Source organism: Streptomyces sp. NPDC048462 (assembly GCF_043200175.1).
Taxonomy (GTDB): Bacteria; Actinomycetota; Actinomycetes; order Streptomycetales; family Streptomycetaceae; genus Streptomyces.
Window position 1 is genome coordinate 1 of record NZ_JBICXG010000034.1, and the last position, 14,538, is coordinate 14,538.

Annotated in this window: 14 protein-coding genes; 8 read left to right on the forward strand and 6 right to left on the reverse strand. The window is 72.5% G+C overall.

Going from position 1 to position 14,538, the window contains the following annotated elements:
* The first annotated feature begins 489 nt into the window (after positions 1-489).
* The 3 genes from ACGFU6_RS34595 to ACGFU6_RS34605 all read left to right on the forward strand — a co-directional run bounded on the left by ACGFU6_RS34595 (position 490) and on the right by ACGFU6_RS34605 (position 3,018).
* A complete protein-coding gene (locus tag ACGFU6_RS34595; RefSeq protein WP_393616538.1) occupies positions 490-1,830 on the forward strand; it encodes a transcriptional regulator in 1,341 nt (446 codons plus the stop codon).
* Positions 1,831-1,881: 51 nt separating this feature from the next.
* Positions 1,882-2,412 carry an NUDIX domain-containing protein gene (locus ACGFU6_RS34600; protein WP_393616539.1) on the forward strand — a complete coding sequence of 177 codons (531 nt, stop codon included), beginning with the start codon at positions 1,882-1,884 and terminating at the stop codon, positions 2,410-2,412.
* 147 nt (positions 2,413-2,559) lie between these two features.
* Entirely contained in the window at positions 2,560-3,018 is a 459-nt protein-coding gene (locus tag ACGFU6_RS34605) for a hypothetical protein (RefSeq protein ID WP_393616540.1), read from the forward strand.
* Between the two features lie 88 nt (positions 3,019-3,106).
* On the opposite strand, the gene ACGFU6_RS34610 is transcribed toward ACGFU6_RS34605, so the two are convergent.
* Positions 3,107-3,964 (reverse strand): 3-hydroxybutyryl-CoA dehydrogenase, encoded by an 858-nt coding sequence (locus ACGFU6_RS34610; protein WP_123528218.1) that lies wholly within the window; start codon positions 3,962-3,964, stop codon positions 3,107-3,109.
* Between the two features lie 187 nt (positions 3,965-4,151).
* On the opposite strand from ACGFU6_RS34610, the gene ACGFU6_RS34615 reads away from it, so the two are divergent.
* Entirely contained in the window at positions 4,152-5,432 is a 1,281-nt protein-coding gene (locus tag ACGFU6_RS34615) for a glycoside hydrolase family 10 protein (protein ID WP_393616541.1), read from the forward strand.
* A 14-nt stretch (positions 5,433-5,446) separates the two neighbouring features.
* Here the strand turns inward: ACGFU6_RS34615 and ACGFU6_RS34620 are convergent, their stop codons facing one another.
* Both ACGFU6_RS34620 and ACGFU6_RS34625 read right to left on the reverse strand, forming a co-directional pair.
* Positions 5,447-5,653 carry a DUF1918 domain-containing protein gene (locus ACGFU6_RS34620; protein WP_393616542.1) on the reverse strand — a complete coding sequence of 69 codons (207 nt, stop codon included), beginning with the start codon at positions 5,651-5,653 and terminating at the stop codon, positions 5,447-5,449.
* Between the two features lie 83 nt (positions 5,654-5,736).
* Positions 5,737-6,738, reverse strand: coding sequence for a DMT family transporter (locus ACGFU6_RS34625; protein WP_393616543.1), 1,002 nt, complete (start codon positions 6,736-6,738; stop codon positions 5,737-5,739).
* Between ACGFU6_RS34625 and ACGFU6_RS34630 the strand changes: the two genes are divergently transcribed.
* From ACGFU6_RS34630 to ACGFU6_RS34645, 4 genes are all read left to right on the forward strand, one after another.
* A complete protein-coding gene (locus ACGFU6_RS34630) occupies positions 6,737-8,206 on the forward strand; it encodes a PLP-dependent aminotransferase family protein (protein ID WP_393616544.1) in 1,470 nt (489 codons plus the stop codon). The genes ACGFU6_RS34625 and ACGFU6_RS34630 overlap by 2 nt on opposite strands.
* Positions 8,203-8,634, forward strand: coding sequence for a GNAT family N-acetyltransferase (locus ACGFU6_RS34635; protein WP_393616545.1), 432 nt, complete (start codon positions 8,203-8,205; stop codon positions 8,632-8,634). The genes ACGFU6_RS34630 and ACGFU6_RS34635 overlap by 4 nt, the downstream gene beginning before the upstream one ends.
* A gap of 61 nt (positions 8,635-8,695) precedes the next feature.
* A complete protein-coding gene (locus tag ACGFU6_RS34640) occupies positions 8,696-9,271 on the forward strand; it encodes a histidine phosphatase family protein (protein ID WP_393616546.1) in 576 nt (191 codons plus the stop codon).
* A gap of 114 nt (positions 9,272-9,385) precedes the next feature.
* Positions 9,386-10,537: a serine hydrolase domain-containing protein gene (locus ACGFU6_RS34645; protein WP_393616547.1), complete on the forward strand. Its 1,152-nt coding sequence runs from the start codon at positions 9,386-9,388 to the stop codon at positions 10,535-10,537.
* Between the two features lie 21 nt (positions 10,538-10,558).
* Here the strand turns inward: ACGFU6_RS34645 and ACGFU6_RS34650 are convergent, their stop codons facing one another.
* From ACGFU6_RS34650 to ACGFU6_RS34660, 3 genes are all read right to left on the reverse strand, one after another.
* Positions 10,559-12,799, reverse strand: a complete 2,241-nt coding sequence (locus ACGFU6_RS34650; RefSeq protein WP_393616548.1) for an MMPL family transporter — start codon at positions 12,797-12,799, stop codon at positions 10,559-10,561.
* A gap of 206 nt (positions 12,800-13,005) precedes the next feature.
* Positions 13,006-13,749 carry a Clp protease N-terminal domain-containing protein gene (locus tag ACGFU6_RS34655; protein ID WP_393616549.1) on the reverse strand — a complete coding sequence of 248 codons (744 nt, stop codon included), beginning with the start codon at positions 13,747-13,749 and terminating at the stop codon, positions 13,006-13,008.
* A gap of 154 nt (positions 13,750-13,903) precedes the next feature.
* Positions 13,904-14,401: a peptidylprolyl isomerase gene (locus ACGFU6_RS34660; protein WP_393616550.1), complete on the reverse strand. Its 498-nt coding sequence runs from the start codon at positions 14,399-14,401 to the stop codon at positions 13,904-13,906.
* Between the last annotated feature and the right edge of the window lie 137 nt (positions 14,402-14,538).

Below are 14,538 nucleotides of genomic sequence, written 5' to 3' on the forward strand. Positions count from 1 at the left end.
CTCGCCCCAACACGCACCTCACACTTCGCAGCACTCCGCCCCACCGGATAAATCCGATGGGGCGGAACGAAGGGGCATTCGCCAACAGCATCCGGCCACCGGACACGCCCCTCCTGTGTGCTCGCCCGGAGGCGGGGGACCGCACGCGGGCCCTGACCGGGTCCGGGGGAACCCGGCGCCCGGCCGACCCCGCAGCCACCCTCCGATCAGTGGGCAGTGGGTCGTGCGATCCGGCGCCGTCCGCACTGCCGCGGAGTGTCGGGCAGGTCGGCAGAGCGGACGGCGCGGGTGCGGGTCGTCATGCTGTACGAGGGGGAGCAGACGACCCGGCCGCCTCTTGCGAGGGATCCAGTCAAGCCATTCACCGACCGCCGCAACAGAGTGCGCAGCGGGACGGTTCGGGCATTCCGTTCACACCCCGTGTGAATCGTGCTCCACTGGGGCGACACGTCCTGGCGTGCCGACCCACCGGAGGGGGCAATGGGGGCAATGGAGCCCAACACTCTGCTAGAGGCTCTGATCGACGAGGCGGGTGTCTCCCGGGCCGGGCTCGCCGCGCACGTCAACCGGGCCGGCCGGGACCGGGGCCTGTCCCTGCGGTACGAACACACCGCCGTCGCCCGCTGGCTGAAGGGCCAGCGCCCGCGCGGCCAGGTGCCCGACCTGATCTGCGAAGTGCTCGGCACCCGGCTGAGCAGGGCGCTCTCCCTCGACGACATCGGCATGGCGGGCCACAGCGGCAGCCCTCCCGCGCAGGGCTGTTCGCTCACCGGATTCGTCGAACGGGCCACCGCGCTGTGGCGCTCCGACGAACAGCAGCGCCCGCACGTCGTCGCCGCCCCCGCCGTCACCGGGACGATCGCGGTGATGCCCGTGTGGGAGTGGGAGAACCCGCCGGAGGACGCGGACGTGTCCCGTACCGGGCCGACCCGGGTCAGCATGGCCGACATAGCGACACTGCGCGCCGCCCGGGCCCACTACGAACTGATGTACCGCAGGGCGGGCGGCATCGCGACGCGCTCGCGCATCGTCGGCTTCCTCAACGCCGAGACCGCCCCGCTGCTGCGCGGGGGCTACAGCGACGCGATGGGACGTCAGCTGCACCGGGCCACGGGCGGGCTGGTCGCCGTCGCGGGCATCTGCGCCTACGACTCGGACGCGCACGGGCTCGCCCAGCGCTACTTCCACCAGGCACTGCGGCTGGCCAAGGCGAGCGGGGACCGGGGGCTCGGCGGATACGTGATCGCGCTGCTGGTCAACCAGTCGCTGTTCCTGGCCGACTACCGGCAGTCCGTCGCCTTCGCCGAGGCGGCGCTGCGGGCCGCCGGACGCGACATCACCCCCGCGCTCGCCGCCGACCTGCACGCGATGCAGGCCAAGGCGTACGCGCATCTCGGCGACGGCGGCAACGCCCTGAGGTCCATCCGGTGCGCCGAGTCGGAGGCCGAGCGCATCCGGCCGGGCCAGGAGCCGGACGAGACGGGGTACGTCCAGCCGGGCCTGGTCAACGTCCAGGTGGCGGAGGCACTGCTGAGCCTCGGGGATCTGTCGTCAGCCAGGGAGCACGCGGTGGCCGCGGTGCGTACGCCCGCGCACGACCGGGGAAGGGTGCACCGCCTCGCCATGCTGACCACGATCGAGCTGCGGCAGGGCGAGGCCGACCGGGCGGCGGTCACGGCGGCCGAGATGGCGGAACGGGCCAGGGGGATGGAGTCGCAGCGGCTGCGCGACCGGCTGCGGTCGGTGCGCGAGTGCCTGGTCGCGAGCGGCAGCACCGAGGCGGAACGGGCCGCGGAGCTCATCGACGGTTCGCTGCGCGTACCGCTGTGAGCGCGGGTCTGCTGCGATATGGCCACCTACTAGTCAGAAGGTGGCAGAACTGTGCAGTGGACGAACTTGAACGAACAAACTGTGTATGAGAACCGTTGGTTCCGGGTCAATCTGGCTGATGTCGTCCTCCCGGACGGCGACCACCTCGACCACTACGTCATCCGGCTCCGCCCCGTCGCCGCGGCCACCGTCGTCAACGCGGCGAACGAGGTGCTGCTGCTCTGGCGGCACCGGTTCATCACCGACAGCTGGGGCTGGGAACTCGCCGCAGGAGTCGTCGAGGACGGTGAGCAGATCGCCGAGGCCGCCGCCCGGGAGATGGAGGAGGAGACCGGCTGGCGCCCCGGGCCGCTGCGCCCGCTGCTGACCGTGGAGCCGTCCAACGGGCTCACCGACGCCCGGCACCACTTCTACTGGGGCGAGCGAGCCGAGTGGACCGGCGAGCCCTGCGACGCCTTCGAGTCCTCGCGACGCGAGTGGATACCGCTCAAGCTGGTGCCCGACATGATCGCCCGCGGTGAGGTGCCGGCCGCCGGTATGGCGGCCGGGCTGATGATGCTGCACCACTTACGGCTGGGCTGAACCCCGCCCGCACCGGTGCGGGCGGGCCGCATGTGCGGCGTTAGGCCTGAGAGCGCTCCCAGGCCTATGGTCCGGACTGTTGCGACGAATCGCACGCACGGCAGTGGAGGGTGTGGACAGCGATGACCGGGTTCAGACCCACGATCAATGACGTCGCGCTCGCGGCGGTGTGTCCAGGTCGACGTCGGGATCCAGCCGCTCGTCGAGATCATCCTGATGCCACTGGCCGTGGTCCTCGCCCGCCGGACCGGGATGATGCGGCTGATGGCCGTCGCCGCGGCCCTGGGTGTCGCCGCCAACATCTGCTTCGCCACCACCGGGACCGCCGCCGGCCTGTTCGCCGGCCAGATCCTCATGGGCGGCGTATGGGGGGTCTTCGCCGCCCTCGGTATCACCGTGGCTCAGCGCCTCCTCCCGACAGCCGTCGCCACGGCTTGCGCGATCTTCCTCAGCTCCACCGCTCTGGCATCCGCCCTGGGCGGCGTCGCCGGAGGCATCGGATCGGCCGCCATCGGGCTGCCCCACCCGTTCGTCATCCCGGCCGCATTCGGGTGCCTCGCCGTGGCCGGCCTGGCCTGGATGGCCAGGGGGAAGGCGACGGACTGACCGTCGGCCGGTCCTCGGACGGCCCGCACACTGCTGCCGCCCCCCGACAGGCCCGGCGCTGATGCCGCCGGGCCCGTCGGCAGGACGGTCAGTACGGGTAGAAGCCCGACCCCGTCTTCCGGCCGAGCCGGCCCGCGTCGACCATCCGCTGGAGCAGCGGGGGAGCGGCGTACAGCGGCTCCTTGTACTCGGCGTACATCGAGTCGGCGACCGAGGCCACGGTGTCCAGGCCGATCAGGTCGGCGAGCTTGAGCGGGCCCATCGGGTGGGCGCAGCCCATCTCCATGCCGTTGTCGATGTCCTCGCGGCTGGCGATGCCCGACTCGAACATCCGGATCGCGGAGAGGAGGTACGGAATCAGCAGCGCGTTGACGACGAAGCCGGACCGGTCCTGGGCGCGGATCGGGTGCTTGCCGAGTATGTCCTGCACCACGGCCTCGGCGCGCTTGACCGTCTCGTCCGACGTGGTCAGCGCGGGGATCAGCTCGACGAGCTTCTGCACCGGGGCCGGGTTGAAGAAGTGGATGCCGATGACCCGGTCGGGGCGCGAGGTCGCCACGGCCAGCTTCACCAGCGGGATCGAGGAGGTGTTGGAGGCCAGGATCGCGTCCTGCCGGGTCACCACCTGGTCCAGCACCTGGAAGATCTCGGTCTTGACCTGCTCGTTCTCCACGACGGCCTCGATGACGAGATCGCGGTCCGCGAACTCACCGAGGTCGGTGGTGAAGCTGAGGCGGCCGAGGGTCTCGTCGCGCTCCTCCTCGGTGATCTTTCCGCGCTCGGCGGCCTTCGAGAGGGAGTTGTAGAGCCGGGTGCGACCGATCTCCAGCGCCTCGCCGGTGGTCTCGGCCACTCTGACATCGAGGCCGCTGCGGGCACACACCTCCGCGATGCCTGCGCCCATCTGGCCGCAGCCGACCACTCCGACGCGTGCGATGTCCGCCATAGAGTCCGTCACCTCGTGCCTTTCACTGTTCTCCGTGCGGCGGCATCCGTTCGGTTCCGGGCTCCGCCTCGACCCCACGACGTTACTCCGCGCCCCGCACGGGATCGCAGGCCGGGGCGTGCACGCGCAGCCCCGGCCGGTGTTTCCGGGGGCCGGACGAGGACAGAGAGACGGCAGGTGCGAAGAAATGCGGCAAATCGCCAGAAGGAGCTTTGTGGCCGGTGCGGCCGGAGCGGCGGCGGCAGCGGTGGTGGCCTCGGGCACGGTGGCCGCCGAGGCGGCCTCGGACCCGCCGGGCGAAGGGGGCGCGGAGGGGGCGGGAGCGCCCCGCGACGCGCTGCGGCGTGAGCTGCGGGGCATGTGGGTGGGGACGGTCGACAACCTCGACTGGCCCTCGAAACCGGGGTTGTCCGCCGCCGCGCAGGAGGCCGAGCTGACGGCCTACCTCGACGAGGCAGTTGACCGCCGGCTGAACGCCGTGATCCTCCAGGTCCGCCCGTCCGCCGACGCGCTGTGGCCCTCGGCGTACGAGCCGTGGGCCAAGTGCCTCACCGGCGTCCAGGGCAAGGACCCCGGCTGGGACCCGCTGGGGACCGCGGTGCGGGAGGCGCACAGCCGCGGCCTGGAGCTGCACGCCTGGTTCAACCCGTACCGGGTCGCCAACCACACCGACCGCTCCCGGCTGGCCGCCACCCACCCCGCCAGGGTGCACCCCGACTGGGCGCTGCCGTACGGCGGGAAGCTCTACTACAACCCGGGCCTGCCCGAGGTCCGCAGCTTCGTCCAGGACGCGATGCTGGACGCGGTCCGCCGCTACGAGATCGACGCCGTCCACTGGGACGACTACTTCTACCCCTACCCGGTGGCCGGGCAGTCCTTCGCGGACGACGCCGCGTACAAGAAGTACGGTGCGGGCTTCGCGAACAAGGCGGCCTGGCGGCGCTCCAACACCGACAAGCTCGTGCAGGAGACCGCCCGGCGGATCAAGACGGTCAGGCCGGGCGTCCGGTTCGGCATCAGCCCCTTCGGGGTGTGGCGCAACGCCTCGACCGACCCGCTCGGCTCGAAGAGCGCGGCGGGGGTGCAGACCTACGACGATCTGTACGCCGACACCCGCGGCTGGATCAAGAAGGGCTGGATCGACTACATCTGCCCGCAGCTCTACTGGAACATCGGCCTCACCGCCGCCGACTACGCCGTGCTGGTGCCCTGGTGGAACGAGGTGGTACGGGGTACGGGCGTCGACCTCTTCATCGGTGAGGCGCTCTACAAGGCGGGCGATCCGGCCCAGCCGAAGGCCTGGCAGGACCCGGCGGAGCTGTCCCGGCACATCGACCTCGCCGCGAAGTACGACCAGGTCCGCGGCCACGCCTACTTCTCGGGGAGGGCTGTGGTCGCGGACCGGATCGGTGCGATGGAGCGGGTGGTGGCCGACCACTACCGCTCGCGGGTGCGCCCGCCCGGCTGACCGGGCCGGGTACCCTACGGTCCCGGCGCCCGGGGGGCTTCGTCGTGCCGGACGACGCTGTCGGGGCCCGGGGCCAGGAGATGTTCATGTCCGTCGTCGAAGCGGACGCGGTACGGGGGAGTGCCCCCGTCCCCGAGCACCTCGACGATCTCTGCGACCCGGTCCTGCTGCCCCACGGTCCTGCCGTGCGTCACCAGCCGGTCGCCCGTGTGTGCCTCCATCGGGAGTGACCTCCTCACGGGTGGCGGTTCATGTCGACAAGTCTATGTCCGGTCGGCCGGACGGCCGGGTCCGCCCGGTGCGGTCACCTGCCGCGCCCGGTGCCGCCCGTGCGCTGGGTGGCCGCGATGCAGAGGAGCACCGCGACCGCCGCCACCGGTGCGGCCGCCGACACCTCCTCGCCGAGCAGCAGGTACGACCAGACCAGCGTCAGCAGCGGCTGCGCGAGCTGCAACTGGCTGGCCCGCGCCACCCCGATCTCCGCCATGCCCCGGTACCAGACGTACAGCCCGAGGAAGGTCGAGCACGCCGCGACCCAGACCACACCGATCACCCCGTGCGCGGTCAGCCGCACCGGCTCGTACGGCAGTGCGAGCGCTGTGCCGGCCACGGCGAGCGGCAGGGTGAGGATCAGCGCCCAGCCGATCACCTGCCAGCCCGGCATGACCTTCGCCAGCCTGCCCCCTTCCGTGTACCCGGCCGCGCACACCAGCAGGGCGCCGAACAGGAAGAGGTCTCCGGCCGAGAGGGTGCCGCCGCTCTGCAGCACGGTGAAGGCGATCACCACACCGGCGCCGGTGACCGCCGCGGCCCAGAACGTACGGGAGGGCCGCGAGCCGGTCCGCAGCGAGGAGAACACCGCCGTGGTCAGCGGCAGCAGCCCCACCACCACGGCCGCGTGCGAGGTCGTCGAGGTCTGCAGCGCCAGGGTGGTCAGCAGCGGGAACCCCACCACCACCCCGCCCGCGACGACGGCGAGCCCGGCCCAGTGCCGCCGCTCCGGCACCCGTACCCGGGCCGTCAGGAGCACGCCGCCCGCGATCACGGCGGCCAGCAGGCTGCGCAGCGCCACCAGGGACCACGGGCCGAAGCTCTCCAGACCCCACGCGGTGGAGGGGAAGGTCAGCGAGAAGGCGAGCACCCCGAGCCCGGCGAGCAGCGTGCCGTTCGGCCCCGTACGCCGGCTGCCGGGCTCACCGCCCGGCGATTTTGGTGCGCGGGCCGTGCGAGCCGTGCCGTCCGCGTCGCCCACCGTGGGGCCGACCGCTATCGTGCTGGTGGGAGTAGCGCTATCCTCTGCTTTCATGCATGAGCGTAGCAGTGTGGCTGATCTAGCGGGTTCTCTCCGTAGCGAACTGAACCGCTACTCGCCCGGTGAGAAGCTGCCGTCGAGCCGCGCCCTGGTGAAGCGCTTCCGCGCGAGCCCCGTGACGGTCTCGCGGGCCATCGCGCAGCTCGCCGCGGAAGGGCTCGTCGTCACCCGCCCCGGCTCCGGCGCGTTCCGGGCGCAGCCCCGGAGTGCCGCGCCGGCGCCCGGGGACACCTCGTGGCAGGAGGTGTCCCTCAGCGGCGACGGCGGCCCCGAGGTCGTACCCCGCAGCGTCGACGCCTCGGGCGTCCTGGCCACCCTGGCTGCCCCGGCCGCCGGCGTCATCGAGTTCAACGGCGGCTATCTCCACAGCTCGCTCCAGCCCGAGCGCGCCCTCGCCGCCGCCCTGGCGCGGGCCGGCCGGCGCGAGGGCGCCTGGGGCCGGCCGCCCACCGAGGGGCTGACCGGGCTGCGCGCCTGGTTCGCCCGCGAGATCGGGCCCGCGCTCACCGCCGCGGACGTGCTGATCACCGCCGGTGGCCAGAGCGCCCTGGCCACCGCGTTGCGCGCGCTCGGCAGCCCCGGCGCCCCGGTGCTCGTGGAATCGCCCACCTACCCGGGCATGCTGGCGGTGGCGCGGGCCAGCGGGCTGCGGCCCGTGCCGGTCCCGGCCGACACCGACGGCGTACGCCCCGAGCTGCTCGCCGCCGCCTTCCGGGCCACCGGCGCCCGGGTCCTCGTCTGCCAGCCGCTGTTCCAGAACCCGACCGGCGCCGTCCTCGCCCCGGCCCGGCGCTCCGAGATCATCCGGATCGCCAGGGGGGCGGGGGCGTTCGTCATCGAGGACGACTTCGCCCGCCGGCTCGTCCACGACGACGCCGGACCGCTGCCGCCACCGCTGGCCGCCGACGACCCCGACGGAGTCGTCGTGCACGTCTGCTCCCTCACCAAGGTGACGTCGCCCAGCCTCAGGGTGGGCGCCCTCGCCGCGCGCGGCCCGGTACTCGAACGACTGCGTGCCATCCAGGTCGTCGACAGCTTCTTCGTCCCCCGGCCGCTCCAGGAGGCCGCGCTCGAACTCGTCGGAACACCGGCCTGGAGCCGCCATCTGCGCTCCCTGGCGGCCGAGTTGTCGGCCCGCCGCACCGCGATGACGGCGGCGCTGCGCCAGGAGCTGCCCGCTCTCGCGCTCCCGCACGTCCCGGCGGGCGGCGGCAGCCTCTGGGTGGGCCTGCCCGGCAGTGGGCCCGGCGCCGACGAGTCCGCCATGGTCTCCGCGGCCCTGCGCGCCGGTGTCGCCATCGCGCCGGGACGGCCCTACTTCTGCGCCGAACCCCCGGCCCCCCACGTCCGGCTGAGCTACGCGGCGGTCGCCGGGACGGCCGGCATCGCGGAGGGCGTACGACGCCTGCGCACGGCCTGGGAAGGTGCCCTCGACGGGCCGGTGGCTACGCTCGGGGCATGACGGAAACTCCCCAGCAGCGTTACGAGATCTCGTCCGACCCGTCCCGGCTGGATGCGGCCAGGATTCACAACTGGCTCTCCACCGACGCCTATTGGGCGCTCGGGCGGACCCGGGAGCGCCAGGATCTGGCCATCGCGGGCTCCCTCGGATTCGGCGCGTACGACCTCGCGTCCGGCGAACAGGTGGGCTACGCAAGGGTGGTGACCGACTACGCCACCTTCGGCTGGCTCTGCGATGTGTACGTCGACCGCGCAGCCCGCGGCCACGGACTCGGCGCGAGCCTCGTCGCCGCGGCGCGCGACCGCCTCGCCGAGGCAGGTGTCCGCAGGGTCGTGCTCGCCACGGAGGACGCCCACGGCGTCTACGAGAAGGTCGGTTTCAAGCCGCTCGACAGCCCGGACAAGTGGATGTCCCTCAAGCTCGGCTGATCCGGAAGCGCTTGCGGCCGCGCTCTTGACCTGCGGGGCGAACGGCTCCACGATCGCGGCCATGAGTGTTCGAGTCTCACTCGTCGCCGCGGCGCGCAACTCCTCCCTGCTCGGCGAGCGCTTCGACGACGACCGGCCGCTCGACGAGACCGGCTGGCACGAGGTCCAGTTCGCCGCCCCCGCCCTGCTGCACCTCGGGGCGGCCGAGCTGCGCTACTGCTCACCGACCGCCCGCAGCCGTGCCACCGGCCAGGCGCTCGGCTTCGCCCCGATGGTCCAGCCCGCCCTGCGCGACTGCGACATGGGCCGGTGGCGCGGCCTCACCCTCGCCGATGTCACCGCGCGCGAGCCCGCGGCCGTGGACGCCTGGCTCGCCGACCCCAGGTCCGCGCCGCACGGCGGTGAGACGCTGCTCGCGTTCATCTCCCGGATAGGTGGCTGGCTGGACACCCGGCCCGCCTGCGACGGGCTGATCGTCGCCGTCGCCGAACCCGCCGTCGTCCGGGCCGCCCTGGTCTACGCGCTGCGGGCACCGCCCTCGACGTACTGGAACGTCGACGTCCGCCCGCTCTCCACCGTCACCCTGACCGGTCTGCCCCGCCGCTGGAGCCTGTGCCTGGAGACCGGGGCGCGCTGACGGCGTCGGGCCGGGGCGGGATCGGGGCGCACCACGTCTTCCCGCCGGTCCGACCAGTCGGTACGTTGGCCGGTGACCGGGCCCGACCGGTCGCGCCCGAGCGAGGGAGGCCATGTGCCGGCGGTCCACGGTCACTGCGACGAGCGCTTCCTCGCGGTGCGCGCCGCCTTCGAGGCGAACTTCCGCGAGCGCGACGAACTCGGGGCCGCGGTCACCGTCCTGGTCGACGGGCGGCCGGTGGCCGACCTCTGGGGCGGCTGGGCGGACGGCGCCCGCACCCGGGCCTGGGAGCGGGAGACCCTCGTCAACGTCTGGTCGACCGGCAAGGGGCCGACCGCGCTCTGCGCCCACATCCTCGCCGACCGAGGCCTGCTGGACCTCGACGCCCCGGTCGCCGCGTACTGGCCCGAGTTCGCCGCGGCGGGCAAGGAGGGCGTGCTCGTCCGGCATCTGCTCTCCCACCGCGCGGGCCTGGCCGGGCTCCGCGAACCCCACACCCTGGACGAGCTCTACGACTGGGAGCTGACCTGCGCCCGGCTGGCGGCGACCGAACCGTGGTGGGAGCCCGGCACCCGGTCCGGCTACCACGCGCTCACCTACGGCTTCCTGGTCGGTGAGGTGGTCCGGCGGGTCAGCGGGCTGCTGCCGGGGGAGTTCCTCCGGCGGGAGGTGACCGGCCCGCTCGGCATCGACTTCACCATCGGCCTCCCCGGCGGCGATGCGGGGCGCGCCGCCGAACTCGTCGCCCCGAAGCCGGACCGCGCCCGGCGGGCGGCAGTCTTCGCCCGGATGGAGCCGGTCGCCGTCGCCTCGCTGCTCAACCCGCCCAGCGGCGCGGCCGCCGCCAACACCCCCGCGTGGCGGGCGGCCGAGATCCCCGCGGCCAACGGCCACGGCACGGCCCGCGCGGTCGCCGCGCTGTACGCCCTCCTCGCGGGCGGCAGCGGCCCCGACGGCCGGCCCGTCCTCTCACAGAAGGCCGCCGAACGGGTCCGCGAGGGTCAGGGGAGCTGCCGCGACCTGGTGCTGGGCGCGGGCTTCGACCACGAGACGGAGATCGCGCTGGGGCCTTGGCTGAGCGGCCCCAACGGCTCGTACGGCCCCAACCCGCGGGCCTTCGGCCATGACGGCGCGGGCGGCTCCTGCGGACTGGCCGACCCGGAGGCCGGGATCGCCCTGGGGTACGTCATGAACCGGATGGGCCCGCTCATCGCCGACGATCCGCGCAAGAGGGCGCTGATCGACGCCGTCTACGCGTCGCTGTGAGCGGTTGAGGGTCCGGTCCCGTCACGGCGACGTCAGCGGCGGGACGGACTCGCCCTCGGTGTCGATGTGCGGGAGCACCCGGTCCAGCCATCCGGGAATCCACCAGGCGCCCCGTCCCAGCAGCGTCATCACGGCGGGGACCAGCAGCAGCCGGACGATCGTTGCGTCGATGAGCACGCTGACCGCCAGCCCGAGGCCGAGCATCTTGATCACGACGGTGTCGCTGAGGATGAAGGCGGCGAACACGCTGACCATGATCAGTGCGGCACAGGTGATCACCCGGGCGGTGATCTCCAGCCCGTGCGCCACCGCGTCCTTGCTGTCCCCGGTGCGCAGCCAGGCCTCGTGCACCCGGGTGATCAGGAACACCTCGTAGTCCATGCTCAGGCCGAAGACGATCGCGAACATCATCATCGGCACATAGCTCTCGATGGGTACGGTCCCTGAGACGCCCAGCGACGGCCCGCCCCAGCCCCACTGGAAGACCGCCACCACCACCCCGTAGGAGGCGGCGATCGACAGCAGGTTGAGGATGGCCGCCTTCAGCGCGACCAGCACGCCGCGGAACACGATCAGGATGATGACGAAGGCCAGCGCGACCACCACGGCGATGATCAGCGGAAGCCGGCTGACGATGATGTCGAGGAAGTCCTCCTGGGCGGCGGTCGTACCGGTCACGTAGGCGGAGGCCTTCGTGCCGGACACCCCCTCCGGCAGCACGTCGTCCTTGAGGCGGTTGAACAGGGTGGTCGTGCCCGCGTCCTGGGGGGCCTGCGCCGAGACGGCGGTGCCGACGAGGAGATCGCCGTCCGACGTCGCGCCGAGCGGGCTCACGCTGGCCGCGCCGGGGACGTCGGTGAGGGCCTTCTGGAGACTGCTCGCCAGCGCCGAGCGGTCGTCGGCGGGCACCGCCCGCTGATCGACGACCAGGGTGAAGGGCCCGTTGGCGCCCGGCCCGAAACCGGTGGAGATCAGGTCGAACGCGCGCCGGTCGGTGAAGTTCGACGGATCGGCTCCGTCGTCGATGTGCCCGAGGCGGATGGAGAACAGCGGGATCGCCAGGACCCCCACCACGACGAGCCCCGCGAGCAGGAACCACCAGGGCCGCCGCTCCACCCGCCGGGCGTAGCGGTGCCAGCCGCCCTGCGAGGCGGTGCCGGGCACGGCCCCGCCCTCCGCGACCGGCGGCCGGACCCGGTAGCGGTCGATCCGCCGGCCGATGAGGCCCAGCAGGGCGGGGACCAGGGTGATCGCGCCGATGACCGCGGTGACGACGGTGACCGCGGCGGCCGCCCCCAGCTTGCCGATGAAGCTCACCCGGGACACGTACAGCCCGGCCAGCGCGACGATGACGGTGCAGCCGGAGACCAGCACGGCCCGCCCGCTGGTGGCCACGGCCCGGCCGGCGGCCCGGACCGGGTCGCCGCCGTCCATGACGAGCTGGCGGTGGCGGGTGATCAGGAACAGGGCGTAGTCGATGCCGACGCCCAGCCCGATCATCGTGGCGAGCGTGGGGGAGACGCTCGCGAACGTGGTGGCCGCAGCCACCAGCGACAGGACGCTCAGCCCGACGATCACGCCGATCAGCGCGGTCACCAGCGGGACACCGGCGGCGATGACGCTGCCGAACCCGATGAGCAGTACGACCACGGCGACGGCGAAGCCGATGGCCTCGCTGGTCAGGTCCTTGGTCTCGGGCCTGGCGAGCTCGCCCAGCGGCCCGCCGTACTCGACGTCTACCCCGGCGGTGCGCAGCGGTTCGACCGCCGTGTCGACCTGGTGGAGATAGCCGGTGCCCAGTGAGGTCGGGTTCACGTCGAACCGCACGGTGATGTACCCGGTCCTCCCGTCCTTGGACAGTGACGTCGACGTCGGGGAGGACGAGGACGGCAGCGGGTTCTGGGCGGACAGTACATGCGGCAGTTTCTGGAGGTTGCCCACCACCTGGCCGACCTGGCCGCTCACGTCGGTCAGGGGTTTGTCCGCGTCGTGCAGGACCACCTGGGCGCCGGTGCCGCCCGCGGCGGGGTCGTGCGCCCTCAGCAGCTCGGCGCCGGTGTTCGACTGGGTGCCGGGCAGGTTGAAGTCGTCGGAGTACGTTCCTCCGAACGCGCTCTGGAGGGCGTGCAGGCCGCCGAGGGCGACCAGCCAGGCGATGATCACCACGACGAAGTGGCGGGCACACCATTCGCCGAGCCGGAGCAGCCACCCCCCGCGCGGTTTCGCCGGTGCCGCGTACGTGCTGCTGCTGGGCGGGGCCATGCGTTCTCCCGGAGGAAGGGACGGGCCGTTCAGCCGGGGCGCGCCGCGTCTGAGGTGTGCGACGCGCCGCGTTCCCCTGTGTCCAATTCGAGAACGTAGATGGAGCCGAGGGGCCAGGGGCCGCGACACGTGCGGCGGAGCGGTCCGTTCCGCCGCACGGCCGGTACGCGGCGCGCCGTCCCGGCCGGCCGCTCGGTCCCGGCCGGTCAGCTCTCGTCCTGTGCGGCGACGATGAGCGCGAGCGCCTCGGTGATGGCCGTCTCCGTGGTCGCCTTGTCGACACCGAGGCCGGTCAGCAGCCCGGCGCCGTCCTCGTGCTCCAGCAGGGCCAGCAGGATGTGCTCCGTCCCGATGTAGTTGTGCCCCAGCCGCAGCGCCTCGCGGAAGGTGAGCTCCAGCGCCTTGCGGGCGTCGGCGTTGTAGGGGAGGAGTTCGGGCAGCTCCTCCCCGGAAGCGGCCGGGAGCGCGGCGGTGGCGGCCTGGCGGACCGTGTCCAGGGTCACCACCTGCGCCTTGAGGAACGCCGCTCCGAGCCCTTCCGGCTCGCTGAGCAGTCCGAGCACGAGGTGCTCGGTGCCGATCTCGCTGTTGCCCGCGGCGCGCGCCTCGTTCTGCGCGGCCATCACGACGTTCTTGGCGCGCGCGGTGAAGCGGCCGAAGCCCTGGCTGGGGTCGAGGTCGTTCGTCTCGCCGGGGTTCTTGGCGACGAACCGCTTCTGCGCCGCCTGCCGGGTGACACCCATGCTCTTGCCGATCTCCGTCCAGGAGGCGCCGGAGCGCCGGGCCTGGTCCACGAAGTGGCCGATCAGGTGGTCGGCCACGTCGCCGAGGTGGTCGGCGGCGATGACTGCGTCCTGGAGCTGGTCCAGGGCGTCGGGGTGGACTTTCTTGATGGCTGCGATGAGGTCGTCGAGGCGGACCGGGGTCGTGGGACCAACTGGCTTCGTCATGTGTCAACCGTAGGTTGACAGTGAGGGCACTGTCAACCTTCCGTTGACAGTGCCCTGTCGAGGTCCCGGAGAGGCGCCGGAAATGACGAACGCGCCGGCCGACGGTGTTCGTCGGCCGGCGCGTCCGGTCAGCTGTTCAGTCAGCGGATCGGGATCAGAGGGTCCCGGAGTCGGCGATGGTGACCTTCGCCTTGGTGCGGCCGCTCTGCGAGCCGAGGCCCTCGATCTTGGTGACCAGGTCCATGCTCTCCTGGTCGGCGACCTCGCCGAACACCACGTGCTTGCCGTCCAGCCACGAGGTCACGATGGTCGTGATGAAGAACTGCGAACCGTTGGAGTTCGGGCCGCTGTTCGCCATGGAGAGCTGTCCGGGCTTGGTGTGTGCCAGCTTGAAGTTCTCGTCGGGGAACTTCGGGCCGTAGATGCTCTTGCCGCCGGTGCCGTCGCCCCGGGTGAAGTCGCCGCCCTGGAGCATGAACTCGGGGATGACGCGGTGGAAGGACGAACCCTTGTAGCCGAAGCCGTGCTCGCCGGTCGCCAGCTGGCGGAAGTTGTCCGCGGTCTTGGGGACGACGTCGTCGTACAGGTTGAAGACGATCCGCCCGGCGGGCTCGTCGTTGATGGTGATGTCGAAGAAAACCTTGCTCGTCATGGAACCATCCTGACATCCGGCCGCACGGGCCCGTCGGGCGGGCGCGGCAAGGGGCCGCTCACGGGTGACGGGCCGGGCGCATGTGGTCCACGCGTACGGCGCGCGCGACAACTGCCCCGGACCGGCCCCGGAGGCTC

Excerpts from the sequence above, each read along its gene's own strand:
- ACGFU6_RS34595 (WP_393616538.1), top strand. The coding sequence starts at position 490 with ATGGAGCCCAACACTCTGCTAGAGGCTCTGATCGACGAGGCGGGTGTC.
- ACGFU6_RS34605 (WP_393616540.1), top strand. The coding sequence starts at position 2,560 with ATGACGTCGCGCTCGCGGCGGTGTGTCCAGGTCGACGTCGGGATCCAG.
- ACGFU6_RS34610 (WP_123528218.1), bottom strand. The coding sequence starts at position 3,964 with ATGGCGGACATCGCACGCGTCGGAGTGGTCGGCTGCGGCCAGATGGGC.
- ACGFU6_RS34615 (WP_393616541.1), top strand. The coding sequence starts at position 4,152 with ATGCGGCAAATCGCCAGAAGGAGCTTTGTGGCCGGTGCGGCCGGAGCG.
- ACGFU6_RS34620 (WP_393616542.1), bottom strand. The coding sequence starts at position 5,653 with ATGGAGGCACACACGGGCGACCGGCTGGTGACGCACGGCAGGACCGTG.
- ACGFU6_RS34630 (WP_393616544.1), top strand. The coding sequence starts at position 6,737 with ATGCATGAGCGTAGCAGTGTGGCTGATCTAGCGGGTTCTCTCCGTAGC.
- ACGFU6_RS34625 (WP_393616543.1), bottom strand. The coding sequence starts at position 6,738 with ATGAAAGCAGAGGATAGCGCTACTCCCACCAGCACGATAGCGGTCGGC.
- ACGFU6_RS34635 (WP_393616545.1), top strand. The coding sequence starts at position 8,203 with ATGACGGAAACTCCCCAGCAGCGTTACGAGATCTCGTCCGACCCGTCC.
- ACGFU6_RS34640 (WP_393616546.1), top strand. The coding sequence starts at position 8,696 with ATGAGTGTTCGAGTCTCACTCGTCGCCGCGGCGCGCAACTCCTCCCTG.
- ACGFU6_RS34650 (WP_393616548.1), bottom strand. The coding sequence starts at position 12,799 with ATGGCCCCGCCCAGCAGCAGCACGTACGCGGCACCGGCGAAACCGCGC.
- ACGFU6_RS34655 (WP_393616549.1), bottom strand. The coding sequence starts at position 13,749 with ATGACGAAGCCAGTTGGTCCCACGACCCCGGTCCGCCTCGACGACCTC.
- ACGFU6_RS34660 (WP_393616550.1), bottom strand. The coding sequence starts at position 14,401 with ATGACGAGCAAGGTTTTCTTCGACATCACCATCAACGACGAGCCCGCC.